This is a genomic window from Micromonospora echinospora (genome assembly GCF_014203425.1).
GTDB lineage: Bacteria > Actinomycetota > Actinomycetes > Mycobacteriales > Micromonosporaceae > Micromonospora > Micromonospora echinospora_A.
The window spans coordinates 3,422,874-3,449,508 of record NZ_JACHJC010000001.1 but is presented as its reverse complement, the minus strand read 5'-3'; the positions used below and the strand labels follow the sequence as shown (position 1 = coordinate 3,449,508).

Genomic DNA, 26,635 nt, shown 5'->3' with positions numbered 1-26,635 from the left:
GGTCAGGCCTCGTTGGGCATGTTCGACCAGCCCTTGCGGTCGGTACGCGCGTACCAGCCCGAGGCGGCCAAGGTCCCTCCGTCGACGGGGATCGTGTGCCCGGTGACGAAGCGGGCGTCGTCGCTGGCGAGGAACTCGACGACGGCGGCGTAGTCGTCGGGCTCGCCGAAGCGCCCGACGGGGATCCACGTACGGATCAGCTCCGGGTCGCGTCCGCGCAGCATCGCCGCGGCCGGTGTCTGGGGCGTGTCGGCGAGGTCGGGCGCGATCGCGTTGACCCGCACCCCGTGGCCGGCGACCTCGACGGCGAGGCTCTTGGTGAAGGCGCTGACCCCGGCGTTGTAGGCGGAGTACGGAGCGCACGCCGGGATACCCCGGAAGGCCTCGACGGTCGAGTTGTTGACGATGGCGCCACGGCCCCGATCGACCATGCCGGGCAGCAGCGCATGCGTCATCGCGAGCACGTGCCACAGGTTGATCTCGTAGAGCGCCTGCCACTGCTGGGGGGTCGAGTGCAGGAAGGTCCTGGAGGCCGGGCGGAAGTCGCCGACGTTGTTGACGAGCACGTCGACCCGCCCCGAGTCGACGGCCGCCGCGGCGGCGACCGCGACGGCGACACCGTCAGCGGTGCGCACGTCGGCGAGGACGACCTCGACCTCGCCGCCGGCGCTACGGATGTCCGCGGCAGTGCCGGCGGCGGCCTCCCCGTCGATGTCGACGAGGACGACGTGGGCGCCTGCGGCGGCGAGACGGCGGGAGATGCCGCCGCCGATCCCGAGGGCGCCGCCGGTGACGACAGCGATCTGGCCCTCGAGCCTGCGGGTGGCGCTCATCTGCCGGTTCCTTCCTCGTCGGCCCTGGTCAGGGAGACGCGGTGGCGTTCGATCCAGTTGATGGTCACCGCGCGACGTGTGAAGGCCCATCCTTCGTCGGTACGCGCGTACTCGTCGTCGTAGTGCAGGAACCAGACGAGGTCCGAGGGTCCGTCGCGACCGGGGAGCAGGTGGTGGGCCGTGCCGCGGACCCGGCCACGGGCCCCGGCCGGCGTCGGCAGGTAGCGCGTCCCGGCCACGACGTGGGTCGTCGCCAGGGTGCCGGCGAGTGCCCCGAGCGCGGCCACGACAGCGGAGCGGCCGACGTGGGACACGTGCGGGTCGAGGTGCGCCGGCGGCTCGGGAACCACGAGGACGCCGTCCGGGACGAACAGCGCGCCGATCGCTGCCGCGTCACGGTCGTCGGCGGCCGCGGCATACGTCTCGGAGAGTGCGCGCAGCGCGGTGAGGTCGGCCGCGTCGAGGCCGGTCACGCCGCGCGAGCGGTCGCCGCGCGCACGACCTGGACGAGCTCGGCGACGGCACGCTCGCAGTCACCGCGGGTGTAGCCGAGCAGTGCGGTCTCGGCCGGATCCGGTTCATAGGCGAGGACGTTCCCGCGGCCCTGGACGATCATCGAGTCGGGCATGAAGGGGTGCGGCTCGTCGAGCTCGGCGATGGTGCGGTTGCCCCCGGCCGCGTCGACGAGCAACTGGAAGAACTGCGTGAACGTGAGGTTGGCGTCACCGACGAGGTAGGCCGCGCCCGCCGTGCCGCGGTCGAGCGCGCCGCCGATCGCCTCGGCCAGGGACCGGGCCGACATGTAGTTCGTGCCGCCGGCCGGCGCGTGGTCGGGGATCTGCGGCTCGTTGCCGGCCGCCCAGGACACCATGCGGCGGTAGCGCTTGGCCGTGATGCCGGGGATGGCACCGATGATCGAGGGCGGGTTGAGGGTGCAGACCGTGAAGGAGTCGTCAGCCAACACCCGCGCTCCCTCGTCGGCGTCGCGGCGGGCGGCGACGTAGGCGCTGGAGTCGGCCAGGGCGGGTCGCAGATGGTGGTAGTAGCTGCCGACCTGGACGAAACGGGAGACACCAGCGCTCTTGGCGAGCGCGGCGAAGGCCGGCACCCCCGCGCTCTGGGTCTCCTTCCAGAACTCCGTCTCGTCCACGTCGCGGGGAAGGTGGCGTACGTCCTGCCCCGCAGCGAAGACGACAGCGTCGAAGGGAGCCAGGTCCTCCCGGGTGAAGGTCTGGCGGGTGTAGTCCCCGCGGAGGACGGGCAGGTCGGCGACGGGTGAGTCCGCATCGACCGCCCCTCGGGCGGCGACGGTGACGTTGTCTCCCCGATCCCGCAGGTGAAGGGCGGTGTGGACCCCGATCATGCCGGTTCCACCGACCACGAGTACCTCCATCGCGAGGTCTCCTTGCGTAGTGAGGCGACTCCCCGGTGTGAATCTGGGAGCCGGCATGACTTCCGAATCAACCAACCAAGCGATTGGTAGGTTAGCACGAGAGGCCCTGACCGGGAACAACGGTGAGTGGGCAGGCGGCAACCGCCACCCGCTTCAAGGAGATGATCGGGACCCGAAGGCGCCGTGCCTGCCGACAGCCCACCGCTATTGCGCGGCAGGAGCGGACGGCACACATGCGACGGCCGGATTCGAACCGACGAACCCTTGACCCAGGACGATCCGCCACACGTCCACGCACGCCACGCACGCCAGGTGTCTGCGGAACGAGTGTGGCTCGCGCTTTGCCGTCCGTCCTCGCGCATGACGTGTGGCCCCTGTCTGATCCTCGGGAGGGACGCCGCCTGGGCCTGAGGTACAACAAGGCGGTGACACCGAGCCAAGAGGTGAACCCACCGGCCTTGACCAAGCTGTGGGAGCAGCGTTGGCCCGAGTGCCCTCCGTTCGCCCACTGGCTTCGCGGTCACTACCCGGATCGGTGGGTGAGGTTCCACAGCCTGCCGGGATCGAAGCGGTACGCGGACAACGAGAGCGAGTACGGGATCGTGCTCGGCCGGCACTACACGGTGCTGTCAGAGCTCGGTCCGGGCACCGTCCTTCTTGTTGTAACCAGCGAGTGGACAGAGAGCCCCGCAACCACTCCCCAGAGGTGGCCAAGGCGTGCAGAAGTGGCACCGTCGGCACGGCACTGGCAGACACTGCTGGAAGACCCCGAAGAAGATCCTGAGTACCGCGTGTACACACAGCTCTACGCCGAGACAATCCCTTGGCGGCCGGACGCGATTGATGTCCTGTTGAGGGCTGTCGCCGACGACGAGTTGGCAAACGTGATCCTCGCGCCGACTGATCTTCGATGGTTGTATCACCCCTACGACGGTGGAGCCGATGTCATTCTGCCGACCCAAGAGCAACGCGACGCGCTGAAAGCACAGCATCGAGATTGGCTTTCTCAGCAGTCGTCCGGACTTTAGATGGCGCAAGGCCAGCGTCCTTGACCAGCGGTCACGGAGCGCTACCGAACGGCGGGTGTCAGGGGCGGCGTGTCTCCTCGCCAGGCGAAGCCGCGCGATTGTGGCGGTCATCGTGCTCATTCGGGCCGGTGACCGGCTCACAGGACGACGGCAGGGTGTTGCCCTGCCAGCGTCAGGGTTGCTGAGGACTTCCAGTGTGTGGCGCTCCGTCACTCGACAGTGTGGTAACCGCGACCCAACCGGCGAGCTGCTGGCTGGTTTCGTCTCCGAGCCTCGCCGCCGCTCGGGCCACCAATGCGAGCAGTTCCACGCGCCCTGCCTCGGTGACCCGCAACTCCGGTCGAGGGGAACAGCGCCAGGTCGTGCTCGCCGCGTCCCTGGCGAGGCGGACCGCATCGGCCTTGCCCCGTTCGGCCAGGCGCTTGTCCATGTCAGTGGCCAGGATCAACGCCGCCTGCAACTCCACGCCGGCGCCACGACCGCGCAGGAGCTTGTAGCCGGCGCGCCGCAGTTCCACCCGGCCGTCGCGGAGCAGCTCCCACGGCAGGGCCGGCGGCAGCGCGCCGGCAACCGGGCGCAGCGCCAGCGTCACCTCCCGCACCACCGCCGGTGACGGATCCCGCACCAGCGGCACCATCTCCCCCACCACGACCGCGTCGAGCAGCCGCAGACTTCGTACTGCCTGGGCCCGGACCTTCGGCTTCTCGTGGCCGAGCAGTCGAAGCAGCAGCGGGGCGTCCGCCACCGAGCCGGTCTCGGACAGCCCGGCGATGGCACCGGCTTCGGGCTCATCGGCGTCAGCGCCCGCGCGGTAGTGGTCCCGCGCATCCCTACCGAGTCGGCGGGCCGCATCGCGGGCCACGGCCCGCACCAACGGCGCCTGGTCGTCCAGGTGTTCGGCGACGTCGGCGTCCTGACCGGCCCGAACCAGCCCGGTCAACGCCACCACCCGCACCTCCGCTCGAGCCGAGCGAGCCAGCCGACGCAGGAGATCATGCCGGCGGGTCCAGACCGCGTCGCGGCACGCCGCTTCCGCCGCCCGCGCTCGCACCCGCACGTCCGGATCCGACTCGGCCACGGTCACCAGCTCCGGCGTACGCAGCCCACCGCGCGCCAGCACGGTGTCGAAGACGAACCGCCGCTCCCCGCCGCCAGCCGAGGCGAACAGGCCGCGCCACAACTGCTCCGGCGCCACCAGCACCGCCACCCGCACCTGAGCGACCGCGAAGCCGGCGCGAGCCCGCGCCTCAAGGCACAGCGCCATCGGCAGGACAGCAGGCAGGTAGACATCAGCGTCGTCAGCGAGCAACAGCGCGAGCCCGGCCCGCGCCCGATCCCGCACCGGGGCCACCCAGTCAGCGGTACGCACCACCAGAAACGGCATCACCTCCGCGTACGGGCGGGCGATCATCTCCGCGACCGCACGCTCCCGAACCCGCCCGTCCCCGTGCATGCTCGCCAGCGCCGTCGCCACCGGCCCCGACGGCATCGCAGAAGACCGTCCCGCGACCCGCCGCCACACGGGTTCCCGGTGCCGGCCGTACCACGGCGCCGACCGCGCGTGCTCGTCGAGCCGAACCACCAGCCCCGGCGCAGCGGCCACCAGCGCCAACGCCGACCGCGCCGTCACCTCGTCGCCATGCGCATCGACCTCAAGCAGCACGTCGACCAACCGGTCCAACGCCTCCCATCGACCGGCCCCGGCGTACTCGACCGCAACTCGGACCACCGAAAGCAGCCCGTCCTCCTCCACCGGCGAAGCCGGGAGGGCCTGCCCGTCACGTCTGCCCCAGGTCACCCCGACATCCTGCCTCGCCACCCATGGCGATCGAACCCGGTTTTCCGGGCCGACGGCAAGCCTGAGCAGTTCCACCCAGCTCTGAACCTCCCGTCTCGTGAGCCGCCGATCTCAACGATGGTTCTCTACCCGGACGGGATCGGTCAGGGCTGCCACACGATCCCATTGCGGCACTCCGCCAGACAGCATCCAACCCCTGCTGGGTTTCGTCCCGTACAGCGCGGGGCGCTGCATGCCAACTCCAGATCAGCCGTAGGTGGCGTCGCCGCCGCCGATAGAAGACACATGCTGCCGCCATCACGCCCGTGAACGCCACCCCCAATCGACACGACACGCGGTAGTGCTCCGAAAAACCGGGGAACATCAAACCCCCCGGCAAACCGGGGGACCACCGACGTTGGGGTACGCAGGCGGTAGCTTCAGTCTGGTACTGGGTTCCGCCAGCTTGTTGATGGTGTTTGGTGCAAGATGCATTACGTGGGAACCACGAAGACCGCTGCCCCTGCTGTCTCACCGCTCGCCGGCGAGCCGATCAAGCGTGCCGATGCCGAACGGCTCGCGGGAGTGCTGAAGGCCGTCGCCGACCCGGCTCGGCTGCGACTGCTCAGTTTGATTCAGGCCGCGCCTGAGGGCGAGGCGTCCGTCAGTGACCTCACCGCGCCGCTCGGCCTCTCCCAGCCGACAGTCAGTCATCACCTTCGGATCCTCACTGAGGCTGGGCTGCTCGAGCGGGAGAAGCGTGGGGTCTGGGCCTATTACCGCCTCGTGCCGTCCGCGATCGCGGCGCTCGCCGAACTGTTGACGCCGCCCCGCAAGCGAGCGACCAGGAAGACTCGCTAAGCGTCACGGGTGAAGGTGGGGGCGCCTGTCTGCAGGCGATAGCGTTCGCTTTGGTCATGACCATTTGGCCGCGGGAAGACCTGGTATCCCTCGCTTCGACATACTCGCCGCTCGGCTCATGCGGCCGGTTTGCTGACCGCTTGGCCTGCATTGTGCTGCGCAGGCCATCGCCACGGGCGGCGACCTGCTACACGCCGCTGCAGTCCTCGGTGCCAGCGAGGGCACGACCATCCGGTACGCCATCAACGCCCGGATTCTGCTGAGGGCGAGCCGGGAATCCGGCACCGCCAGCCCTCGGCGGGTGCTCGCGTCGCGCGCCGGCAGTCGCCGCCGGCGCCGACGCGGTTCTGCTCGCGGTCCGCTGGGACGGCGTCACCGAGATGCTGACAGCGGCCGGCGGGCCCGCCGGCGCGCTGGCCGACCTCGCCCTGATCGACCCGACGAACGCCGTCGAACACGGTGTCGGCACCCTCCAGACGGAACCCGCCCGGTCAGCCGCCGACCACATCGCCGCCCTCGCACCAGGCGCGCACGTGGTCAAGGCTTTCCATCTCTTCCCGTCGGAGCGGTGGGTGACGCCCGATGCCGGACCGGTCACGGTCGCCATGTGCGGTGACGACGAGCGCGCACTCGATGTCGTCGGGTCGCTCGTGCGAGACGTCGGTGGAGTTCCCGCGGTCCTCGGAACGCTCGACCGGGTAAGACAGTTGGAGGAGGTCGCCGGATTTGTCATCGGGCTGGCGTTCGCCGGGGTCGACCCGCAATCGGCGATTCCGTCGGTTCCCCGCTGAACATGGGACGCGCAACTCCTGGCCGCGTTACTCGCACAGGGCTACACCGAGTGGGATGACGACGCTTGAGCTGGCCGCAGGAGCGGGGCACCGCCAGGTGCGACGCTTCGAGGACCGGATAGACAGGTGTGAGCGAGGAGGCCGCGTCGGCGGTCAACGGTGGGCCAGGTGGACCCGGCCCGTCTCGCGCAGCCGCGCGTGCACGCCGTCGTACGCGGTCACCCCGCCCAGGTAGCGGCGGGCCACCCGAGCCAGCATCGTGTAGTTCGGGTCGCAGACGTTGCCCACCGGCGCTTCACCGGCCTGGCTGACCAGCTGGTACGCGTCGAGCTGGTCCAACCCCATCAGCTCGGCCGTCCAGGTGACCAGGTCGTGCTGGCTGATCCGGTACGCGTCCTCCAGCGGCCGGGCCGAGCCGGTGCTCATCAGTGCGTCGTCGGACTCCAGCCGCGGCCACTGCGTCGACACGCCTTTCACCAGGTCGAGAATCAGCGTGGTGTTCATCGCCGCCTCGACCCCGGTGCCGCACACCTCGCCGTGCCCCTGCCGGCAGTGCCCGTCACCCACCGCGAACAGCGCACCCGGCACATTGACCCCAAAGTACGCCGTCACGCCGGCCCGCAGCTCGGGCGAGTCCATGTTGCCGCCGTGGGCGTCCGGCACGATCGTCATCCGCGACTCGAACGCCGCCGGCGCCACCCCCATGGTCCCGTGCATCGGGTCCAACGGCAGCGCCACCGTGTAGTCGCCGCGCCGGGCCCGGTACGTCACGGTGCCGGCGGCGACGTCGACGTCGTACATCCAGACCAGCTCGTCGAGCGGCGGGTGCAGCATGGCCGTGGCGTGCGTCCCGGTCAACGCGCCGAAGTGCGGAAAGGTGCTGGAGACCGCCCAGTCCCGGGCCGGTTCGACGGCCACCACGTGCACCGCGAGCGTGTCCCCCGGTTCGGCGCCCTCGACGTGGATCGGCCCGGTCACCGGGTTGAGATAGGGGAACTCACACACCCGCGAGGGCAGGTCGTCGATGCCACGCACCCGGCCGCCGTAGCAGTCCTCGGTGTACAGCTGCACGACGGTGCCGGGCCGGACCCGCAGGACCGGCTCCCGGCCGCCGAAGGTGTACGACATCTCCGCCGGCTCGGGCCGGTAGGTGACGACTTCGGTCATGGCAACTCCTCGTCGCGGTCGGTGGTGGAAGCCGAGCACCTGTGCTGCTACCCGGGCGTTGATCACGACCTGCAGCCGGATGGCAAACCCGCACCATACCGATGACGCGCAGGCTTGCCCGACCGCAGCCGGGACGCGCAGACTTGGCGGATGCGCCCGGGGATGGCAGACGGCCGTCTACCAGCGGCTCCGCGTGCCGTGACGCACCCGGCTGTCTGGTCGGTGCCGGCGATGGCGCTGCTGGTGGTCGTGGCCATGCCGTTCAACGACGCGTTCTACGATTTCTGGGTCAACTACGACGCGCAGGGTGACTCACAGCAGTACGAGCTGCTCCACACCACGCGCATCTTCCAGTACACCTCCGGCGTCCTCTGCGGACAAGTGTTGGCGTTGCTGGCCGGGGCCGCCCTGGCCAGCCGCAACACACAGGCGAGGGCGCTGGTCGTGGCGGTCCCGCTCGCGCTGCTCCTGGCCGGCGTGGCCGTCGCGGTCGCCTACCCGCTCGCCCGCGCACGCGAGGACGTCTACTTCACGACCCCGGCACTCGATGACCCGATCCTGATGCGGGTCCTCCTGTGCGAGCTGGCCGCCTTCCCGCTCTATGCCGCTGCCGGCGTCGGTCTCGGCGCGCTGCTTCTGGGGCACCTGCGGCGAGCCGCGACGCGCTGGCCGCTCGTGTTCCTGCTCCTGCTGGGCTGGTTCGCCGCCACCCTGGTCGGGCTGCTGCAGGACGACCGGTTCGCCGCACCGTACGCGCTGTTATGGGCCGTCCCACCGATCGCGGCCGGCACGGCGATCGCGCTGGCCGGACTGTCGACGGATGTCTGGGCCGTACCGCCCGTGCCGGTGGGTGACTGGGGGCGCGGCAGCAGCGCCGCCCTGCTGGTGAGCGCCGCCGCTTACGCCCTGGGGTTGAACCTGCTGGCCCGCTGGGCCGGTCGCCGGGTGCCCCGCCCGACGAAGGGGTGACCGTGGTCGCCCTCGGCGACGAGACCGGTGAGTGGGCGGCGCGCCATGGCTCTCGTGAATGGCGTCAGCGGGGCCCAGAACGACAGCCGGCACCATCCAGACGGGGGAGCACCCCTTGACCACTTCGGTCTTCCCTGGGAGGTCACACCGGCTCGCTCGCCCACATCACTGCACGTCAGCGCGCTACTTCGTGTCCAGCGCCGGTGAGCACTTCGGACGCGGTGACCACTTCGCCAAACTGCACCCAATCTGCCCCACTTGCAAGGCCAGCCGATCCAGCAGCTCCTTACCGCCGCGACCTGCACACACTCCCCCACCAGGGGACATAGAGTGCTGTCGACTGCTACGCAAAACCGCGGAGCACTCCTTATGAAGCAGGACGCGGCACCGACTCTGACCTGCAAAAACGCGAAGCCGCAGGCAGGTGCGCCTGACCCCGTGGTCGAGTTGCGATGATTTTGCGGTCAACCGCGCGGCGCTCGGTCCGCAGGAGCGTCGCGACGCTGAGCTGCACGGCTCGGCGGCGCGGGGATGGTGCCGTCAGTACGAGTCGTGGCCGCCGCAGTCGCAGCCGCAGCCTTGGATTTGCGGCGGTGGAGCGTGAGAGTCATGACCAGCACGACCAGCGCTCCGACGATCAGCCCGAGGATCGCGCTGGCCACCGTGTTGACGAGCCAGCCGACGAGCCCGCCGAGAACACCCGTGGCGTCGTGGGCGGCGACCTCCACGTGATGCACGGCCTCGTACAGGAAGTGCAGGTTCAGCTCGTTCGTGCCTAGCAGCAGGATGTGCCCGCCCACCCACAGCATCGCCGCGGTGCCGACTACCGTCAGCACGGTGAGGACTACCGGCATCGCCCTCACCAGACCGCGGCCGAACGTGGCGACGGTGCCGGAACGTTGCGACAGGCGCAGCCCGACGTCGTCCATCTTCACGATCAGGGCCACCACGCCGTACACCAGGGCGGTTATGACGACGGCGACGACAGCCAGGATCGCCAGGCGGGACCAGAACGCCTCATCGATCACCTCGTTAAGGGTGATGACCATGATCTCCGCCGAGAGGATCAGGTCGGTTCGTACCGCCCCGGACACCAGTGTCGTCTCGTCCTGCACCTTTTCCTCGCCCGCGCCGTGGGCATCGTGATGGGCGATCTTGGCCCACACCTTCTCCGCGCCTTCGTAACAGAGGTAGGCGCCGCCGAGCATGAGGATCGGAGTGAGCAGCCAGGGCACGAACTGACTGAGCAGCAGCACCGCCGGCAGGATGATGAAGAACTTGTTGCGCAGCGACCCCAGGGCAATGCGCTTGATGATCGGCAACTCGCGCTCGGCCGCCAGGCTCCGCACGTACTGCGGCGTGACGGCAGCATCGTCGACGACGACACCCGCCGCCTTGGCGCCGGCCTTCGCGGCGGCCGCCCCGATGTCATCGATCGAGGCGGCAGCGGCTCGGGCCAGCACCGCCACGTCATCCAGCAGGGCTACGAGTCCACCGGCCAAGGGAGGGTCCTTCCAGGGTTGCGCTGAGTTCGAACTGGCCCATTCTCGCTCAGGTCCCTGTGCGCGGCACGCCACCGCCCGGGTCGTATATCGGGCGAGAGCTCGAGGCGAGCCGCTACCGCGCTCAGCCGACGACCCGCCACCACCGCGCCCGGGTCATCACCTGGCGCCAGCTCAGGCCGAACCCGTCCGCCGCAGTCACCGTTAACCAGGGTCGGCGTAGATGCGTTTCGGTCGCTGTCTGGGTCGGCCGCGGATGCCTTTGATCGGCGGGATCTTGTCGACCAGGGGCAGTAGTTGGGTAACGTCGTGGAGGTTGCCGCCGGTCAGGGACGCGGCGAGTCGGATGCCGCCCCCGTCGGTGATGACGTGGTGTTCCGAGCCTGGCATGCGGCGGTCGACCGGGCTCGGGCCTGTTTTGGCCGCCCTCGGCAGACAGCGACTGAAGCGACAATCCAGCTGCTGAGCAGCCTCGCGGCCTGGCGACACGGTTCCTTGAACGTGATACGCGCGCTAGCTCGGCAAGAGCGAGCTCCCAGCTCCATCTCCGCCCTCTAGCTGGTGGAGCGCTCGCTCTGCACTGTCCTCATCTGCCGAGGTCGCGTGTTGGTGGCGCCTGGCACTGTGCGCTGTCATGCCGAGAACGGTGCACCTGATCATGACGGGAAGGGCCTTCGGCCGGGTATCGGTGGTGCGGCTGCGTCGAGAACGGTGGCGGTTGGCCGTTGTCTTGCGGTCGGGTGGCGGCAGGGTCAGCGGCGGCCGTTTTCGATGTGGTGGCGGGCGCGGGAGCGGGCGGCGGCGGCCGGGGTCGAGCCGGTGGCGCGGGCGGTGCGCAGGATGTCAGTGAGGGTGTCGGCGATGCCGTGGACCCGGGCGGTGGCCTGGGCGGACGTTTCCCGGTGTAGCTCGACGGCGGTGGCGTGGATGATGCCGCCGGCGCTGACGATGATGTCCGGTGCCCAGAGGATGCCGTGCTGGTGCAACAGGTCGGCGGTGGCCGGGGTGTCGAGTTGGTTGTTGGCCGGTCCGGCGATCGCGGCGCAGCGCAGTGTCGGCACTGTGTGCGGGGTGAGCAGACCGCCGAGGGCGGCGGGGACGAGCACGTCCACGGCGGCGGTCAGGCAGTCCTGCGGGCTGGTCCAGGCGGCACCCGCGGTATCGGCAAGCATTCGTCTACCCTCGTCGATGTCGGCGGCCACCAGGGTCGCGCCGGCGTCGGCAAGCATGCGCAGCACATGCCCGCCGACGCGGCCGAGGCCGAGAACGGCGAAGCTGCGCGCGGACAGATCGGCTGACCCGAATCGCTCGGCGCACAGGGCATGCAGCGCGGCGAGGACGCCGACGGCGGTGTGTCCGGAGGAATCGCCGCTGCCACCGGCGTGCACCGGTCGGCAGAACGCATGCGGGGTCCGCTCGGCGATCGTGACCATGTCGTCCGGTCCGGTTCCCACGTCGGGTCCGGTGGCATAGGCGCCGTCCAGGCCGGCGATCGCGTCGCCCGCGTCATGCAGCACCGCCCGACGGGCGGCCGTGTCGAGTGTCCTGCCCGGGGGCAGGGCGACGACGGTCTTGCCGCCGCCGTTGGGCAGCCCGGCCAGCGCGCATTTGTCCGACATCGCGGCCGACAGCCGCAGCGCGTCAGTAAGCCCGTCGCGCCAGTGCGGGTACTGCGCGACCCGGCAGCCGCCGATGGCCTGACCGAGCGCGGTGGAGTGCACCGCGACAACGATCGGCAGGCCGGACCGTACGCCCCGCCTGATGACGACGTGTTCGTGCATGGACTCGGTGTCGAGGTGGGGCGCGACCATGATGGCTCCTGTCGTGCGCTCGCCGGAACGGGATCGACAGTAGGCAGGTGGTTGGCGCCGACCAGCTCAAAGCGAACATCGTTCGGAGAAGATGACAAGATCCCGGTCGTGGACGAACTTGATACGGCGATCATCGAGCACCTGCAGACACATGCGCGGCAGACCAACCGCGAACTGGCCCGCGCGGTCGGCATCGCGCCGTCCACCTGCCTAGAGCGCGTGCGCGCACTGCGGGAACGCGGCGTGATCACCGGCTATCACGCCGAGATCAGCCTGGCCGCCCTCAACCGCGGCGTCCAAGCATTGCTGCACGTGCAGGTTCGGCCCCTGAGCCGCACCGTCATCGACGGCTTCAAGAAATATGCGATGGAGCTGCCCGAGGTGCTGTCGGTGTACGTTGTGGCCGGCGGCGACGACTTCCTCGTCCACGTCGCTGTCCCCAGCGTCGACGGCCTGCACTCCTTCCTCATGGACAAGTTCAGCGGACGCCGCGAGATCGTCGGGTTCCGCAGCTCCGTCATCTACCAACACGCCCGAAAGCAGGTCATCGAAGCACTCGACCCGTAACGCACGGCCACAGAGTTGGGACAGTGCGCTCATCTACCGCCAATCAGGCGCGGTGCGGTCGCCAGGACCGTTTGATCAGTGCATGCTCATGCCGCTGACACGGCGCGGCGATCGTGGGCGTGCTCCCCGGTGGGAGCCAGGCGCTGGCGCCAACGGTGGCACCGGGCTGGCAGCTCACGATCGGTGGGCGGCCCGGTGCGAGCCCGGTTGGGAAAAGCAGATTGGGTGCAGCTCGGTGAAGTGGTCAACACGCCCGAAGTGCTCATCGATGCTGGACAGGGCGACGGGCGCTGACGTGCGGTGATGCGGGCGAGCGGTCCGGCGTGAACTCCCACAGAGAACTGGTGGTCAGGATTGTCGCTCCCCACTTAGTTTGATGCTGAGGGCATGTCTCGTAACTCGCTTTCAGGTCCATTGTCGATCGCGATGGGGTGCAGGTGATTTCGACGGCCTTCCAGGGGTGGGCCCACTTCGGGGGGTCGCACTCGGCGGCGGAAAGGGCCATCGACACCCTCGGCCCAACTGCTGGCTCTGGTGCCGGTACTTCGGCGGCGGATCGACCAGCTCACCGTCGCCGAGGGCACCCCATCTATGCAGGCACGGGACTCCATCGGTCACGAAGCGTAGAGAACTCTCGTGATCAATGGGCCCGTGCCTGCTTGCTGCCTCGGGGTCCCCTCTGTCCAGACGCCCTACCGATTGCCGGTCGCTCTTAGCTCAAGCTTCCGGTGCAGGTGGCGGTGGCGCCGTTGCCGTTTCCGGTGCCCTGGAATCCGAAACTGGTGGTCTGGCCTGCGGCCAGACGTCCGTTGTAGCTCTGGTTCGCGACGGTGATGGTCCCGCTGGTGCCGCTGTTGACACCGTTCCAGAGCGAGGTGACCGAGGCGCCGCCCGGCAGGTTGAGGGTGACCCGCCAGCCGGTGAGCGGGGTGGCTCCTGCCGTGACGTTGACGTTGGCGACGAACGCACCGTTCCACTGGTCCTGCACGGAGTAGACGGCGGTGCAGGCGGGGCTCCCACCGGGGGGCGGGGTGGTCGGAGGCGGGGTGGTGGGCGGCGGCGTCGTCGGCGGCGGCGTGGTGGGGGGAGGCGTCGTCGGCGGCGGCGTGGTGGGCGGTGGTGTGGTGCCGCCATCGAGGGTCAGCTTCCAGCCTTCGAACATGCCTTCATAGTTGGCGACGTTCTCGACCCGCAGTTTCCAGGTGCCAGCTGTGGGCTTGCTCGACAGATCAGTGATGAAGGTTTCGCCGACGTTTGCTCGGTACGACCCCACGTAGGCATCCTTGAGCAGGATTGCCTGCCCGTCCGGCGCGATGAGGGAGACTCGAAGGTCTCGGCCGTACTGGTGACGGATGTTGGGCTCGATGTAGCTCTTGGTCGACGGCGCCAGGCCGCAGTCGGCCACGCTGATTGACGATTCGACCGTGCCTGCGGCCGGTATCCGTAGGTTGGTGGTGGTGCGGCCACCGCATGCTGGTGCCGGCAGGTCGGCGCCCGCGAGGTTGATGCGCCACGAGTCGAGGAACCCGGTGCCCGAGTGCAGGAGGTCGTTGAGCCACAGCGTCCAGGTGCCGTTCGCGGTCTCGGACGACAGGTCGTGGGTGAAGGTGTAGTCGATGTCGTCGCTGTGGCCGCCGGTGCGGTCCAGCAGGTAGTACCAGGTGCCGTCGGGTGCGAGCAGCCGTATGTCGAGGTCACCGATGCCGGAATGGTCGATGTGCAGTTCGATGGTGCTGTTGCGAGCGGCGGCGCCGGGGCAATCGGTGATCGCGATGGGGACCAGGGCGCTCGTGCTCTGGGTGATCGCCGTGTCTGTGCCGTTCGAGCCGACGCAGCCGGCCGGGTCGTTGACGTGTAGCTGGAATGCCGTCGCGCGGGTTGCACCGGTCCCGGTGCCGATCACCGTGATGGTGTAGTCGCCGGCCATGGTTGTCGACGCTGTGTTGATGGTCAGGGTGGTGCTGCCATTGGAGGGAACGCTCGCGGGCTGGAATGTGGCGTCGGCGCCTCCGGGTAGGCCGCGGGCCACCAGGGAGACCGGTTGGGCCGCACCGTTTGTGACGGTCGCGGTGATCGTGGTGGAGATGGTGCCGCCGGCAGTGACGGTGCCGCTGACGGGGGTAGCGGTCAGTGCGAAGTCGTTGGCCGGGGTGGTGGCGCTGACGTAGAGCAGCCGGTTCGGCGAGCCGACACCCGGATTGGTCACCACGCCGGGAGTGGTGTCGGCCAGGAGTGCCTGGGACACCTGCGCCGGGGTGTAGGTGGGGTTGTCGGCCAGGATCAACGCCGCCGCCCCGGTGACGTGCGGGGTGGCCATCGAGGTTCCGGAGGCGGTGCGGGTTGCGGTGCTGCTGCCGATGTAGGCCGAGGTGATCTCGGCGCCGGGCGCGAACAGGTCCACGCACGTACCGATGTTGGAAAACGATGCGCGGGCGTCGGTGGCGTCGGTGGCGGCGACGGTGATCGCCTCCGGGACGGAGGCCGGGGTGTAGGAACACGCGTCGGCGCCACTCTCGTTGCCCGCAGCCGCCACGTAGGTGACGCCGTCTGCGATCGACCGTCGCACGGCGTCGACCATGGGCGCGTACGGCGGGCCGCCGAGGCTCATGTTCGCCACGGCCAACTCACCCGGATCATGGTCGCCGGTCACCCAGTCGACCCCGGCAAGAACATTCGAGGTGGTGCCGCGGCCGTCGCAGTTGAAGACGCGTACGGCCACCAACTGCACGTTCTTGGCCACCCCGTAGGTGGCGCCGCCGACCGTGCCGGCCACGTGCGTACCGTGCCCCATACAGTCGGTGGCGTCGGCATCGTTGTCGATGAAGTCCCAGCCGGACACCGCCCGCCCGGCGAACTCGGTGTGGGTCAGGTTGATTCCGGAGTCGATGACATACGCCCGCACGCCCGGCGACACGCGAGGATAGGTGAACGAGTTGTCCAGCGGCAACGCGCGCTGGTCGATCCGGTCCAGGCCCCAGGACGGCGTCGGGCTCTGCACGCCTGCCACGGACACCGTGTGGTTCTGCGTAACGGAGGCGACGGCCGGATGGGCGGCGAGGCGGCGGGCGCCGCGCTCGGAGAGTCGGGCCTCGAAGCCTCGCAGGGCGTGCCGGTAGACCGGGCCGACGCTGCCGCCCTGCTGTGCGGTGAGGTCACGGGCAGTGGTGTCCACGGCGGTGACTCTGACGGCGGAGTCCCGCAACACGACGATGTAGGAGCCAGCCACGGCGGTCGGGCCGCCCGCGGCGAGGATGTCACCTTCGGCTGGGGCGGCCGTCGCGGACACGGTGCTCGCGGCAAGAGCCAGCACGGTTGCTGCGGCCGCGATGCCGGACCGGAGCAGGGCGGGCCTGCGTGGTCCCGTCGGTGTCATGACTACCTCCCAGTCGAAAAGCGACGCGCCCGGGGACCGGCCGGCCCTGCCGAGCACGTCATCCAACAGGGTGGGCGGATCTCCGGGCGGCCGTACCGCCAACATCATGAACGCACGACCACTCCCAATGCCAGAGATGAACGTCGAATTTTTGACTCAGCAATAAAAATCTCCGCGCGTCGTAGGGCCGAGGCGGCTCGCCTCAAATCGAAGGGCAGCAAGGTCGCTCTCGGCCCGCTCAACCCCGGGGAGGACGGCCGGCAAACCTGCGACCGCCGGAGCCCTCCCTCGCCACCGTGACCGTCGGTGAGCTCGATCTGGTACTCAGAACGCCAAGAAGGGCCGACCCGATATCCGGATCAGCCCTCTGACCTGCGTCGGGACGGCCGGATTCGAACCGACGACCCCTTGTTACCGCCCGTAGCCATCCTGCCTTTGTCATTGACTATCAGAAGTAGGCGTTGAGCTGCGCAGACGTGGTCAGGCGACGATCGCCAATTGTCACTGGTTGTCAACCATGCGCAGGGTTCTCGGGGGGTAAACGGGGGCCGAAAGGGCGTCGCCAGTCCACCGCGCCCCGCTCCCCCATCAGCAGAACACCCGCCACCAAGGGAACCGTGCGCCCCTACCCATTCGCTACTCGCTGGCCGCAGTCGTGGGGGTCGTGTCGGTGGGGCGCACAACCCATTGCCCCACCGCCGATGACGCTCAGCGCAACTCTGAAGCTCGCGCAAGCCTAGCCAGGTAGGCGTTAGTCAAGGATGCGCTGCCGCGGCGGGCTGGCCGTCCGTTCGCGTCGTCACGATATTGATAGCCACACCGACGGCGATCGTGCCCCGCAGAGCACCGGACTCCCGGTGGGGCTTCCCTGCGCCCGCGCACACCATGGACCCGCGCGCTTGGAGACCGCGGCCGTTCATGCCGTAAGCGTCGTTCGGGCTAACATCGCGCCGGGTTGATTGTCCGCGACCCCGACGGGCATCTGATCGAACTCAACGAGCGGCTGAGCTGAATAGAGCCGAGCGCACGTTCAGCCGGTTGGCTCGTCGTCGCCCCATTCAGCCAAGACGCCGTCATGCCACGATCACCCGCAATCTTCTCGACTCTGAGCGGTCGTCGTCGACTGGGAGCGCTGTCGCTGACGACCACAGATGTGCCGAAGAACTCATTGGGCGGACAACCCTGGTTCGGGTGGCGAGCCTAAGATCGACCTTCAAGCCACCTGGACGATTCGGTCAGGAAAGAGCTTGATCATGAGTAGTGCATTGGCCGACATCCTGAATGCTGCCGCGCACGGGCACTTTCCCGCACCGGACGGCGGAACCACCGTAGTGCCACAGCCAAACCATCGCGATGCCGGAGTGATCGCGTTCACCGCACACTCGGTGGTATTCACGGACGAGGATCCACTCTGGGTACGTGGCGTCCTGGCGGCCCTGGACTGCGATGCCCTGGCCGCCACCATGAATCCGGGCTTTTTGAGCGCGCTGCTCGGCCGGACAGGGCGTTCCATGGACACGATTGATCTGTTGACTGTCGCGAGTCCGCTCGCCGGCGCGCCTCCCCTGCGACTGACCGAGCTGTTGAAAGCCGATCACCCCCGAGCGGGCAGAGCGCGCCACCGTCGTGACAACATTCGCGTCTGGGCGGCTGACGGCGGGGTGATCGTCCTGGGCCAAGGTGTGGCGGGCCGCTGGGAGGCTTCCATAGAGGTCGATGAAGGGCTTCGTCATCAAGGGCTGGGGCGGTCGCTGGCGCTGGCCGCACGGCATCTGGTGCCTGATCGGCAGCCGGTCTGGTCCCAGCAGGCCGCCGGGAACGCCCGCAGCGTGCGGGCGTTTCAAGCTGCCGGGTTTCGGTCGGTGGGAGCCGAAGCGCTGCTCCTGCCCGGCCGCCGAGCTGCAGGCTCGCCAACGGACCCTGTCGGCGGTGACGGGCCAGTCGCGCAACAGCACGGTATCGGTGTGGACCGCATCGGGGCATGTGGCCCGCGCTCGCGTACTGCCTTCTGGGCGTCGTCGTGATGACAGTCGCCGGATTGCTGGTCTCGGCCGGGGCACGGGCCTCGCGCTTGCGCACGCCGGTCGATCGTCGTCCGGCCTATCTGGCGACGTACAACCTCGGACGCGAAGGGCGACCGTGATCGGGCCGCCCCTGATCACCGCGAGCCCGGCGGCCGGGGATGGCTGGCCCGGGCGGGCGCGTTCATCGTCGCCGCAGTCGCCGCCGGGTTGCTGCCGCTGTCTGCCCCTGGCGCACAGAAGTGACCCGTGCCGTGCGGTACGACGCACATCAGTCTGATGTTCCCAAGGAACGGGGGAAGTGTGGTTTCGGACGTCGACCGGCGATGGCTCCGGGAGGCCGTCGAGACCTCCCGGCTCTGTGTGCCCAGCAAGACGGCCTACGCCGTCGGAGCGGTCATCGTCTCAGCGGATGGCCGCGAGATCTCCCGGGGACATTCTCGCGATCAGGGCCCGGTCGTCCATGCGGAACAGTCCGCCCTGATGCGGCTCGGCGCAAGCGCCGGGGATCTGTCGGGCGCCACCATGTATTCCTCAATGGAGCCGTGTACCTCTCGGCGCTCGGCCCCGGCCACCTGCTGCGACCTGATCATTGCGGCCGGGATCGGCCGCGTTGTGCTGGCGCTCCCGGAACCTCCGACGTTTGTGAAGTGTGTGGGCATCGCGATGCTCAGTGGCGTCGGCATAGAGGTCGTGACGGTGCCCGAACTCGCTGCGGAGGTGATGGCGATCAACGCGGCGCTGCTGGAAGTCCCCGCGATTCCCGGTACCGCCGAGGCAACCTGATCGCGCCCCGCCGTCACGGTAGGGCCGGTGGGCGGGCAGGCCCCGGCGAGGTATGGACGAGTTCGTCGCGTTACCCGGCGTCGAGTGTGGGACCGACCGGGGAGTCTGGCCTTGATCGCCCACTATCTGCCAGGCGTCCGCGATTTCTCCGTCGCGGCCGCACGGGACGGCGACGCGGTGATCTGCTGGCTCGACTGAGCGCACCCCGACCGGCGAACCGCTGAATCGCGGCATGAGCGGACGCCACTCTGGCCCGTGCGGCGGCCGGGCTCGCCGGTCACGCTGGCGTTTGACCCGGGTGTCGGTTCAGGATGAGGTCGCCCGCGCGACGGAGCACCTGCGCCCGGGACCGATCGCCGTGGTCGGCGGCCAGGAAGTGCTCGCCGATCAGGAGGCAGAACGCGAGGACGCTGCGGGCTTCCACCTCGTCCGGGTCGTCGCAGAAGGTGCCGATCATCTCCCGCAGGAGGCCCATCCGCCGGTTGTCGACCCTGCGGAGACGATCGGCGATCACCGGGTCGCGCCGGGCCCAGTCACGGATCGCCAGGTCGATCGGCAGCAGCCGGTCACTGGAGAAGGTCTGGACGCCGGCTCGGGCGATTCGGGTCTTCGGGCTGCCGCCTTCCTTCTCGACACGGTTGATGACCTCGTCGGTGCTCTCCCGCTCCCAGGTGTCCACCATGGCCGTCAGCAGCGCATCACGGTCGGCGAAGAAGCCGTAGAAGCCGCCCTTGGATACGCCGAGCCGCTTGGCCAGCGCCTCGACCCGTACCGCATCCGGACCGCCGGATGCGAGCGCCTCGAGGCCGGCCTCGATCCATCGGTCTCGCGGGGTCCGCGTTTCGAACTTGATGTGATCCACCTCACTCCGCCGTATACGGCACCGTACATGGCCAGCTAGCCTTCCGTATACGGCAGCGTACACGGGGGCGCTGCCGCCCAGGAGGTCGTCATGAACGTCTTCGGTCACGTGGCCGCGCTCTACGAGCGGGAGCGGCCCGCTTACCCGGCCAGGGTGGCCGATGCGATCGTCGCCTACCACGGCAGCGGGCCCGCTTCGGTGGCCGAGATCGGCGCCGGCACCGGCAAGGGCACCGAGGTGCTGGCCGCCATCGGCGCGCCGCTGATCTGCATCGAGCCGGATCCACGCATGGCCGGCCTCCTGAAGGACAAGGTTCCGCGGGCTGAGGTGTATACGGGAACGTTCGAGCAGTGGACTCCGCCGCCCGGCGGGGTGGACGTGCTCGGCTGCGCCATGGCGTGGCACTGGCTGGACCCGCACACCCGGTACTCCCAGGCCCGCGACGCCCTGGCACCCGGCGGCGTCCTCGCCCTGTTCGGGCACCGGTACGGCTTCGCCGACGCCCGGATGCAGCAGTTCCATCGCCATCTGCCGCTCACCCGGGACCGGTACCTCGCACTGGTACGCACCTTCGGCCCGTTTCTGACCGCCCCGCCGCAACTGCGGCAGCGCGGCCTCGAACTGCTCGGCCGGGTGATCGACGACCTCGGCGGCACGGTGACCCTCGACCTGCGCACCACCCTGACCCTGGCCCGCAACGGCGCCGGAGTGATGGCATGAACCCGGTCTGGCTGCCGGTCGTCGCGGTCCAGGGTGTTTGGCTGCGCTCGACCCTGCGGCTCGCGTCGGCACCGGGTGGCGGTGTCAGCGGCACCGTCCCCGGTCCCGGGGCGGAGCCGCTGCGCCTGGCCGTACTGGGCGACTCGACCGCCGCCGGCTGCGGCGTGACCGACGGCGAGGAGGCGTTCGCGGCCAGCCTCGCACAGGAACTGGCCGCCCGCACCCGTCGGCCGGTCGACTGGCAGGCCGTCGGCCAGTTCGGCGCCACCTCCCGCCGGATCCGATTCCAGCTCGTGCCGCGCCTCGACGACGACCTCGACCTGGTCGTGCTGCTCGCCGGCGCGAACGACGTGCTGGCCGGCCGCGGACCGGACCTCTGGCGCGAGGACCTGACCGGTATCCTCGCCGGGCTCACCCGCCGCGCACACCGGGTGGCGGTAGCGGGACTACCGCCGTTCACCCTGTTCCCGGCCATTCCGGCCACCCTCGCGCGCTATCTCGGTGAGCGCGCCGCCGCACTGGACGCGGTCACCAGGGAGGTCTGCTGGGACCACCCCCGAACGTCGTTCATCGACCAACCCGCCGGGACGCCGCCACCCGACTTCTTCAGCATCGACCGCTTCCACCCGTCGACCCACGGATACCGATTCTGGGCACGGGACGTCGCCGACCGGCTCCTCCTTGGCCAACCAGCGCCCTGACGAGCCGGCACGACCTGCACACCGGCGGGTCCCTGACCGGGTCCGAGTCGTTCGCACCAGCGGGTCCACCATCGGGTTATAGCTGCGGCGCGTCGATGTCGTCTCGGTCGTCCTCAAACTCCCAGTTCAGGTTGAATCCGTGCCGTCGGCACCTGAGCTCCGCTCCGCTCACCAGCTCATCGAACCAGCCTGGCTGACGGACCAGCACGAGGACGTACACCTCGGGGCGGAGGGTAAGTAGCGGCACCGAGATGCCGGTATATCTGATCTCGACCGCCGGTGGCTCCCCCATGGGTCCGGGCTGGGTGGCGTTAAGCAGGTGCTGGATCGGCCAGATGCCACCGAGTGGATCGCGGAGGTCCCGGCTGTCGTAGGCAAGGTCGTCGTACCCGAAGAGCTCCTCGGCGAACTCGCGAAGGAAGGCTCGTTTCACCGAGTACTCCGCGCGCTCACTGCCGTACCGGGAGCTGGTCGGCGCGAGGATTCCGGAGGGAAAGACATGCTGGAAGCCCGGATGCGTCTTGACGTCCCCGGATCTCCGGCTTAACAGCGCGCTGTACCCCTGCTTCTCCTTCACGATCATTACTGCCGCCACCGACAAGGCGGCCGCCCGGTGGGTGCCATTGAAGAGTTCATTTCCGTCAGCCCGTTCTCGCAGCCAGGCACGTCGCGGGAAGTCGCTCAACGACCACACGGCATTCGGCCGGCGACTCACAACGTCGATGAACTCGCGTTCAAGCATTTCCGAGGTCGCCACCGACTGAAAGTAGGTGCCGTAGCGGGCATGAATGCGGAACCTGCCGGGCCCGTGGCGCTCGATGTTGTCGAGCGCGAACGTCTCCGCGTTGAACCGCCGAACTTCGTCGCGCCGCCAGTAGGTGCGTCGGAACTCCGCCCTGCCACGGTGGTCGAAACCCCGACCTTCCGCGTCGTACCGACGCCTGTCAGGCCGGACGTGATCGGTGATGTTTCCAATCGCTGAGTCGAGGTCGCCTCTGAGCTCGGGTGCCGCGACCTCAGCCCAGATCGGGAACGTGCAGCCGCCCAGCGACACCAACGGGATTTCGGGGTACAGCCTCCGCAGCGTTCCTTCCCAGCCAGATGCGCCGAACACCTTCCTTACGCGGTTGTCTGATACCGAGTACCGCCTGCTTTCCAACTCGGCCAGCGCCCGCAGCGGCCACGGGCCCGGCTGGTGAGGCACTGTACGCACCTGGAGCTCTTGGAGCGGCGCCTCACAAGTACAACCATCGGAGGTCCGGCGCCCTGCGGAATCTTCAGCGGTCGCCGTTGGAGCCACGGCCGACCCGTCGCTGCGAGAACGCACCTCTACCGTCGCAACCACCACAAGCAGCAACAGGAAGGCGCCCAGCAGCACGAGCAGCCACCGCTCACCGGGCAGGTCGACGCGGTTGGTGACTAAATTGCCAGCCAGCCCGAGCAGCGCGGACGCAAGTACGGCAACAACTGCCCGAGCCGCTCCGCGTGTGCGTCTGTCTCCCCGATCCATCCCAACCCCTGCAATCGCGGCCTCGGAAGTGATGGCAAGTGTCAGGGCCATCCGCACCCGTGTCTGAGAGCACCGGTTGACCATCTGCGCGGCAGCGCCTGCCAGAGACTTTAGGGACCCGAGGTCTAGCTGACCTCCCCCGCCCGGACAACGTCGCGTCGGTCAGGAAACCCGGCTGCATGAACCTTCGGGCTCGCCGAAGAGGTCACCGAGCACGATGCCCTGGTCAGCAGGCTTCGGGTGGGATTCGAGTCTCAGCCCCCGGGATGCATGCCGACGTCACCGCGATGGCATCCGGTGCCATGCGGTGACGCGACGAAGCCCTGTTGGCTGACGTCAGCGAGCTTCGAGACAACAGCCGACACCAGTCAAGCGAGCGGGACGGCGCCGACGTCGCGCGGTTCGGGTCAGGTGGTGCCGCGGACGACGAGCGTCGTCGGCAACACGGTCGGCTTGGGCGGGTCGTCGCCGCCGTGCAGCATGGCGACCAGCGCCTCGGCGGCGGCCGTGCCGAAGCCGGGCTTGTTCTGGGCGACGGTGCTGAGCCCGGGCGGGATCAGCGCGGCCACCTCGATGTCGTCGAAGCCGACAATCGCAATGTCGTCGGGGATCCGTAGGCCGGCCGCCTGGGCCGCCCGCATCGCGCCGACAGCCATCTCGTCACCGGCGACGAACACTGCGGTAGGGCGGTCGTCGAGGGCGAGCAGCCGGTCCATCGCGGCGTGACCGCCGTCGAGATAGAAGTCTCCCTCGACGACGTGGCCGTCGGCGAGCGGCAGGCCGGCCCCGGCCAGCGCGGCCCGGAAGCCGACGAGCCGTTCGGCTCCCGGCCAGGTTCGCAGCGGGCCGGTGATGGTGGCGATGCGCCGGTGGCCGCGTTCGACGAGGTGGCGCACGGCGAGCGCCGCGCCGCCGGCATTGTCCGAGGTGATGTAGGTCGACGTCGGGCCGTCGACCCGCAGGTCGAGAGCGACGCACGGCACCTGGGCTTCGACGAGGGCGAGCACGGCCGGGTCCCGGGTGCCGTTGTCGATGATGACCGCGCCGTCGAGGTTGTGCTGGCGGACGGCGCGCACGTATCGCTGCCCGTCGTCCGGCCCCGCCGCGTCGTGGCCGGCGAGCATGAGCAGGTTCAGCCCGTTCGCGCTGAGCGCCGTCTTGAGCGCGACGAGGATCTCCTGCAGGAATGGGTGGCGCCATCCAGGGCGGCGATGGTCGGTGTCCCATACCAGGCCCACCATGTTGGATTTCTTCGTGGCGAGCGTCCGGGCCGACCCGTTCGGCAGGTAGCCGATCTCGGCGGCCAGGTCGAGGATGCGCTGGCGGGTGTGCTGGCTGACGACCTCGGGGGTGTTGAAGACGCGGGACACGGTGGCGACGGACACGCCGGAGCGGCGCGCCAACTCCCTGATAGTGGTCAATGTGGTGCCTTCTCTGTAACCGGTTTCACGACCGTAGCGCCAGCGATGTCCGCCGGTCAACCCGCATCGACCGTTACCTTTTCGTAACTTGACACCCCCTAGCCGAACCCGTTCACACTTCCCAGGAAAGGCGCTCGCCGGCGATCACCCGCAACTCGGCCGGCATCCGATCTTCATCCAACTCCACCCACCCCCACCACCATCGCTTCGCCGACAATGTAACCGGTTTCAGGTAACCGGTTACAGCGCACGAAAGGGTTCCCTGGCATGCACCCAAACCGACTGTTGCGACTGGCGGCGGCCACCCTGGCCGCCGGAGTACTGCTGACCGCGTGTGGCACCGGCACCGAGGGAGGCTCCGGCGGCGGCAACGAAAAGATCACCCTGAACGTCAACCTGTTCGGCAACTTCGGGTACCAGGACCTGTACGCCGAGTACCAGAAGTCGCACCCGAACATCACGATCCAGGAGCGCACGGCCGCCTACAACGACCATCATCGCGACCTGATCACCCACCTGGCCACCGGCTCCGGCGCGGGCGACATCGAGGGCGTCGACACGGGCTTCATCGCGCAGATGCGCGAGCGGGGCAACCTCTTCGTCGACCTGGGCAAGGACCGCCAGTCCGAGTACCTCGACTGGAAGTGGGCGGCGTCGCTGGCCAAGGACGGCAAGCAGGTCGGGTACGGCACCGACGTCGGCGGCCTGGCCATCTGCTATCGGCGTGACCTGTTCGAGAAGGCCGGCATGCCGTTCGACCGCGACCAGGTGTCGGCCGCCTGGGGCAGCGGCTGGGACCAGTACATCGAGTTCGGCAAGCGGTACGCGGCGAAGGCCCCGGCCGGCAGCGCCTTCTTCGATGGCGGAGGCCAACTGTTCAACGCCATCATCGGCCAGGCCCCGGTCGGGTACTACAACGAGGACAACGCCATCGTCGTGGGCACCAGCCCCGATGTCCGAAAGGCCTGGGACCTGACGGTGAAGGCGATCCAGAGCAACCTGTCGGCCAAGCTGATCGGCAGCTCGCAGGAGTGGAACAACGGCTTCGCGAAGGACCAGTTCGCCACCATCGCGTGTCCGGCCTGGATGATGACCAAGATCAAGGACCAGGCGAAGCACGCCGCCGGCAAGTGGGACGTGGCGAGCGTCCCGGGCGGCGGCGGCAACTGGGGCGGCTCGTACCTCACCGTTCCCAAGCAGGGCAAGCACATCGAGGAGGCCAAGAAGCTCGCGGCGTGGCTGACCGCCCCGGAACAGCAGGCCAAGGTGTTCACCGCGCGGGGCAACCTGCCGTCCATCCCGGCTCTGTACGACAAGCCCGACATTGCCCAGTACAAGGACGCCTTCTTCAACAACGCACCGGTGGGCCAGCTCTTCACCACCGCGGCGAAGCAGCTCAAGCCCCAGCACCAGGGCCCGCGAGCCGGAGACGTGCAGACCACCATCCGCGACGCCCTCGTCCGCATCGAACAGGGCAAGCAAAGCTCCGACGAGTCCTGGAAGCAGATGGTCAGCGACGTCGAGCGCCTCGCCAAGTAACTCGACCCGCGCCGCCGGCGGTCGCCCCTGACCGCCGGCGGCGCCCGGCGACGAAGGATCGACGATGGCCACCTACCTCCACCAGGCCCGGCGGGCCGGCCTGAGCCGGCTCGACACCAAGGGCTCGCCCTACCTCTACATCCTGCCGTTCTTCCTGCTGTTCGGCGCGTTCGGGCTGTTCCCGCTGCTGTACACGGCGTACGTCTCGTTCAATGACTGGGACCTGCTCGACTCCGGGTCGCACCGCTGGGTCGGCCTCGCGAACTACCGCGAGATGCTGCAGGACGCGTACTTCTGGAACGCCCTGGGCAACACACTCAGCATCTGGGTGCTGTCCACCGTGCCGCAACTGCTCGCCGCGCTCTGGATCGCCCACCTGCTCAACCACCGGCTGCGGGCCCGCACCACGCTACGGATGGGCGTGCTGCTGCCCAACGTCACCTCGATCGTGGCGGTGACGATCGTCTTCACCCAGCTTTTCGGCCGCGACTTCGGCATGGTCAACTGGGCGCTCGGCCTCGTCGGCATCGGCCCGATCGACTGGCAGGCCAACACCTGGAGCTCCCACCTGGCCATCTCGTTCATCGTCGCCTGGCGGTGGACCGGCTACAACGCCCTCATCTACCTCGCCTCGATGCAGGCGATTCCGCACCACCTGTACGAGGCCGCCGACCTCGACGGCGCGTCGCAGGCTCAGCAGTTCAGGCGGATCACCGTCCCGATGCTGCGGCCGACGATCATCTTCACCACGGTGATCTCGACGATCGGCGGCCTGCAGATCATGGCCGAACCCCTGCTGTTCGCCAGCTCCCAGACGCCCACCGGCGGCTCCGACCGGCAGTTCCAGACCGTCGCCCTGTTCATGTACGAGCAGGGGTTCCGGGAGTTCCGCTTCGGCTACGCCTCGGCGGTCGCCTGGACGCTCTGTCTGGTCATCGCCATCTTCGCGATCATCAACTTCCTGCTCACCCGGCGCATCGCCAAGGACGAGGACTGAGGAGAA

21 protein-coding genes and 2 pseudogenes are annotated in these 26,635 nt (G+C 69.0%); 11 read left to right on the top strand and 12 right to left on the bottom strand.

Going from position 1 to position 26,635, the window contains the following annotated elements; genetic code table 11:
• Window positions 1-2: 2 nt before the first annotated feature.
• The 3 genes from FHU28_RS16080 to FHU28_RS16070 are packed head-to-tail and all read right to left on the bottom strand — an operon-like array spanning window position 3 to window position 2,226.
• The gene (locus tag FHU28_RS16080) at window positions 3-833 is read right to left on the bottom strand and encodes an SDR family NAD(P)-dependent oxidoreductase (RefSeq protein ID WP_184685002.1); all 831 of its coding nucleotides are present in this window, start codon (window positions 831-833) and stop codon (window positions 3-5) included.
• Window positions 830-1,306, bottom strand: coding sequence for a nuclear transport factor 2 family protein (locus FHU28_RS16075; RefSeq protein ID WP_184685000.1), 477 nt, complete (start codon window positions 1,304-1,306; stop codon window positions 830-832). The genes FHU28_RS16080 and FHU28_RS16075 overlap by 4 nt, the downstream gene beginning before the upstream one ends.
• Window positions 1,303-2,226, bottom strand: coding sequence for an NAD-dependent epimerase/dehydratase family protein (locus FHU28_RS16070; protein WP_184684998.1), 924 nt, complete (start codon window positions 2,224-2,226; stop codon window positions 1,303-1,305). The genes FHU28_RS16075 and FHU28_RS16070 overlap by 4 nt, the downstream gene beginning before the upstream one ends.
• Before the next feature lie 458 nt (window positions 2,227-2,684).
• Here FHU28_RS16070 and FHU28_RS16065 point away from each other — a divergent pair, with 458 nt between their 5' ends.
• Complete coding sequence (locus tag FHU28_RS16065; RefSeq protein ID WP_221453213.1) at window positions 2,685-3,254, top strand: DUF3885 domain-containing protein; 570 nt, start codon at window positions 2,685-2,687, stop codon at window positions 3,252-3,254.
• 172 nt (window positions 3,255-3,426) lie between these two features.
• Here FHU28_RS16065 and FHU28_RS16060 read toward each other — a convergent pair whose 3' ends face one another.
• Window positions 3,427-5,127 carry a HEAT repeat domain-containing protein gene (locus FHU28_RS16060; protein ID WP_260413011.1) on the bottom strand — a complete coding sequence of 567 codons (1,701 nt, stop codon included), beginning with the start codon at window positions 5,125-5,127 and terminating at the stop codon, window positions 3,427-3,429.
• A 393-nt stretch (window positions 5,128-5,520) separates the two neighbouring features.
• Between FHU28_RS16060 and FHU28_RS16055 the strand changes: the two genes are divergently transcribed.
• Both FHU28_RS16055 and FHU28_RS16050 read left to right on the top strand, forming a co-directional pair.
• Window positions 5,521-5,892 carry an ArsR/SmtB family transcription factor gene (locus FHU28_RS16055; protein ID WP_184684996.1) on the top strand — a complete coding sequence of 124 codons (372 nt, stop codon included), beginning with the start codon at window positions 5,521-5,523 and terminating at the stop codon, window positions 5,890-5,892.
• Window positions 5,893-6,272: 380 nt separating this feature from the next.
• On the top strand, window positions 6,273-6,683 hold the full coding sequence (locus FHU28_RS16050) for an NAD(P)-binding domain-containing protein (protein WP_221453212.1): 411 nt from the start codon (window positions 6,273-6,275) through the stop codon (window positions 6,681-6,683).
• Window positions 6,684-6,836: 153 nt separating this feature from the next.
• On the opposite strand, the gene FHU28_RS16045 is transcribed toward FHU28_RS16050, so the two are convergent.
• Window positions 6,837-7,850, bottom strand: coding sequence for an acetamidase/formamidase family protein (locus FHU28_RS16045; RefSeq protein WP_184684994.1), 1,014 nt, complete (start codon window positions 7,848-7,850; stop codon window positions 6,837-6,839).
• Between the two features lie 198 nt (window positions 7,851-8,048).
• On the opposite strand from FHU28_RS16045, the gene FHU28_RS16040 reads away from it, so the two are divergent.
• Window positions 8,049-8,819 carry a hypothetical protein gene (locus FHU28_RS16040; protein WP_184684992.1) on the top strand — a complete coding sequence of 257 codons (771 nt, stop codon included), beginning with the start codon at window positions 8,049-8,051 and terminating at the stop codon, window positions 8,817-8,819.
• 464 nt (window positions 8,820-9,283) lie between these two features.
• Here the strand turns inward: FHU28_RS16040 and FHU28_RS16035 are convergent, their stop codons facing one another.
• The 3 genes and pseudogenes from FHU28_RS16035 to FHU28_RS16025 form a co-directional block, all read right to left on the bottom strand.
• The gene (locus FHU28_RS16035; protein ID WP_184684990.1) at window positions 9,284-10,321 is read right to left on the bottom strand and encodes a DUF808 domain-containing protein; all 1,038 of its coding nucleotides are present in this window, start codon (window positions 10,319-10,321) and stop codon (window positions 9,284-9,286) included.
• A 207-nt stretch (window positions 10,322-10,528) separates the two neighbouring features.
• A pseudogene (locus tag FHU28_RS16030) lies at window positions 10,529-10,744 on the bottom strand (transposase); the annotation flags it as partial.
• Window positions 10,745-11,073: 329 nt separating this feature from the next.
• Complete coding sequence (locus FHU28_RS16025) at window positions 11,074-12,132, bottom strand: Glu/Leu/Phe/Val dehydrogenase dimerization domain-containing protein (RefSeq protein ID WP_260413010.1); 1,059 nt, start codon at window positions 12,130-12,132, stop codon at window positions 11,074-11,076.
• Between the two features lie 108 nt (window positions 12,133-12,240).
• Between FHU28_RS16025 and FHU28_RS16020 the strand changes: the two genes are divergently transcribed.
• Window positions 12,241-12,699 carry an Lrp/AsnC family transcriptional regulator gene (locus FHU28_RS16020; RefSeq protein WP_184684986.1) on the top strand — a complete coding sequence of 153 codons (459 nt, stop codon included), beginning with the start codon at window positions 12,241-12,243 and terminating at the stop codon, window positions 12,697-12,699.
• A 712-nt stretch (window positions 12,700-13,411) separates the two neighbouring features.
• Here the strand turns inward: FHU28_RS16020 and FHU28_RS16015 are convergent.
• Complete coding sequence (locus tag FHU28_RS16015) at window positions 13,412-16,129, bottom strand: S8 family serine peptidase (protein ID WP_311773699.1); 2,718 nt, start codon at window positions 16,127-16,129, stop codon at window positions 13,412-13,414.
• 1,196 nt (window positions 16,130-17,325) lie between these two features.
• Here FHU28_RS16015 and FHU28_RS16010 point away from each other — a divergent pair.
• Window positions 17,326-17,955: pseudogene (locus FHU28_RS16010) on the top strand (GNAT family protein); the annotation flags it as partial.
• Window positions 17,956-18,396: 441 nt separating this feature from the next.
• Window positions 18,397-18,879 (top strand): deaminase, encoded by a 483-nt coding sequence (locus FHU28_RS16005; RefSeq protein ID WP_311773597.1) that lies wholly within the window; start codon window positions 18,397-18,399, stop codon window positions 18,877-18,879.
• 277 nt (window positions 18,880-19,156) lie between these two features.
• On the opposite strand, the gene FHU28_RS16000 is transcribed toward FHU28_RS16005, so the two are convergent.
• Entirely contained in the window at window positions 19,157-19,741 is a 585-nt protein-coding gene (locus tag FHU28_RS16000; protein WP_281577375.1) for a TetR/AcrR family transcriptional regulator, read from the bottom strand.
• A gap of 90 nt (window positions 19,742-19,831) precedes the next feature.
• Between FHU28_RS16000 and FHU28_RS15995 the strand changes: the two genes are divergently transcribed.
• A complete protein-coding gene (locus tag FHU28_RS15995) occupies window positions 19,832-20,461 on the top strand; it encodes a class I SAM-dependent methyltransferase (protein ID WP_184684984.1) in 630 nt (209 codons plus the stop codon).
• Window positions 20,458-21,162, top strand: a complete 705-nt coding sequence (locus FHU28_RS15990) for an SGNH/GDSL hydrolase family protein (protein WP_184684982.1) — start codon at window positions 20,458-20,460, stop codon at window positions 21,160-21,162. The genes FHU28_RS15995 and FHU28_RS15990 overlap by 4 nt, the downstream gene beginning before the upstream one ends.
• A gap of 76 nt (window positions 21,163-21,238) precedes the next feature.
• Here FHU28_RS15990 and FHU28_RS15985 read toward each other — a convergent pair whose 3' ends face one another.
• The gene (locus FHU28_RS15985; protein ID WP_184684980.1) at window positions 21,239-22,366 is read right to left on the bottom strand and encodes a hypothetical protein; all 1,128 of its coding nucleotides are present in this window, start codon (window positions 22,364-22,366) and stop codon (window positions 21,239-21,241) included.
• A gap of 713 nt (window positions 22,367-23,079) precedes the next feature.
• A complete protein-coding gene (locus FHU28_RS15980) occupies window positions 23,080-24,093 on the bottom strand; it encodes a LacI family DNA-binding transcriptional regulator (RefSeq protein WP_184684978.1) in 1,014 nt (337 codons plus the stop codon).
• 267 nt (window positions 24,094-24,360) lie between these two features.
• On the opposite strand from FHU28_RS15980, the gene FHU28_RS15975 reads away from it, so the two are divergent.
• Both FHU28_RS15975 and FHU28_RS15970 read left to right on the top strand, forming a co-directional pair.
• Window positions 24,361-25,632, top strand: a complete 1,272-nt coding sequence (locus tag FHU28_RS15975) for an ABC transporter substrate-binding protein (protein ID WP_184684976.1) — start codon at window positions 24,361-24,363, stop codon at window positions 25,630-25,632.
• A gap of 64 nt (window positions 25,633-25,696) precedes the next feature.
• Entirely contained in the window at window positions 25,697-26,629 is a 933-nt protein-coding gene (locus FHU28_RS15970) for a carbohydrate ABC transporter permease (RefSeq protein WP_184684974.1), read from the top strand.
• Window positions 26,630-26,635 lie beyond the last annotated feature (6 nt).

Coding starts and splice junctions, on each gene's coding strand:
- FHU28_RS16045 (WP_184684994.1), bottom strand. CDS start 7,850: ATGACCGAAGTCGTCACCTACCGGCCCGAGCCGGCGGAGATGTCGTAC.
- FHU28_RS15990 (WP_184684982.1), top strand. CDS start 20,458: ATGAACCCGGTCTGGCTGCCGGTCGTCGCGGTCCAGGGTGTTTGGCTG.
- FHU28_RS15995 (WP_184684984.1), top strand. CDS start 19,832: ATGAACGTCTTCGGTCACGTGGCCGCGCTCTACGAGCGGGAGCGGCCC.
- FHU28_RS16050 (WP_221453212.1), top strand. CDS start 6,273: ATGCTGACAGCGGCCGGCGGGCCCGCCGGCGCGCTGGCCGACCTCGCC.
- FHU28_RS16055 (WP_184684996.1), top strand. CDS start 5,521: ATGCATTACGTGGGAACCACGAAGACCGCTGCCCCTGCTGTCTCACCG.
- FHU28_RS16070 (WP_184684998.1), bottom strand. CDS start 2,226: ATGGAGGTACTCGTGGTCGGTGGAACCGGCATGATCGGGGTCCACACC.
- FHU28_RS15975 (WP_184684976.1), top strand. CDS start 24,361: ATGCACCCAAACCGACTGTTGCGACTGGCGGCGGCCACCCTGGCCGCC.
- FHU28_RS16025 (WP_260413010.1), bottom strand. CDS start 12,132: ATGGTCGCGCCCCACCTCGACACCGAGTCCATGCACGAACACGTCGTC.
- FHU28_RS16080 (WP_184685002.1), bottom strand. CDS start 833: ATGAGCGCCACCCGCAGGCTCGAGGGCCAGATCGCTGTCGTCACCGGC.
- FHU28_RS15970 (WP_184684974.1), top strand. CDS start 25,697: ATGGCCACCTACCTCCACCAGGCCCGGCGGGCCGGCCTGAGCCGGCTC.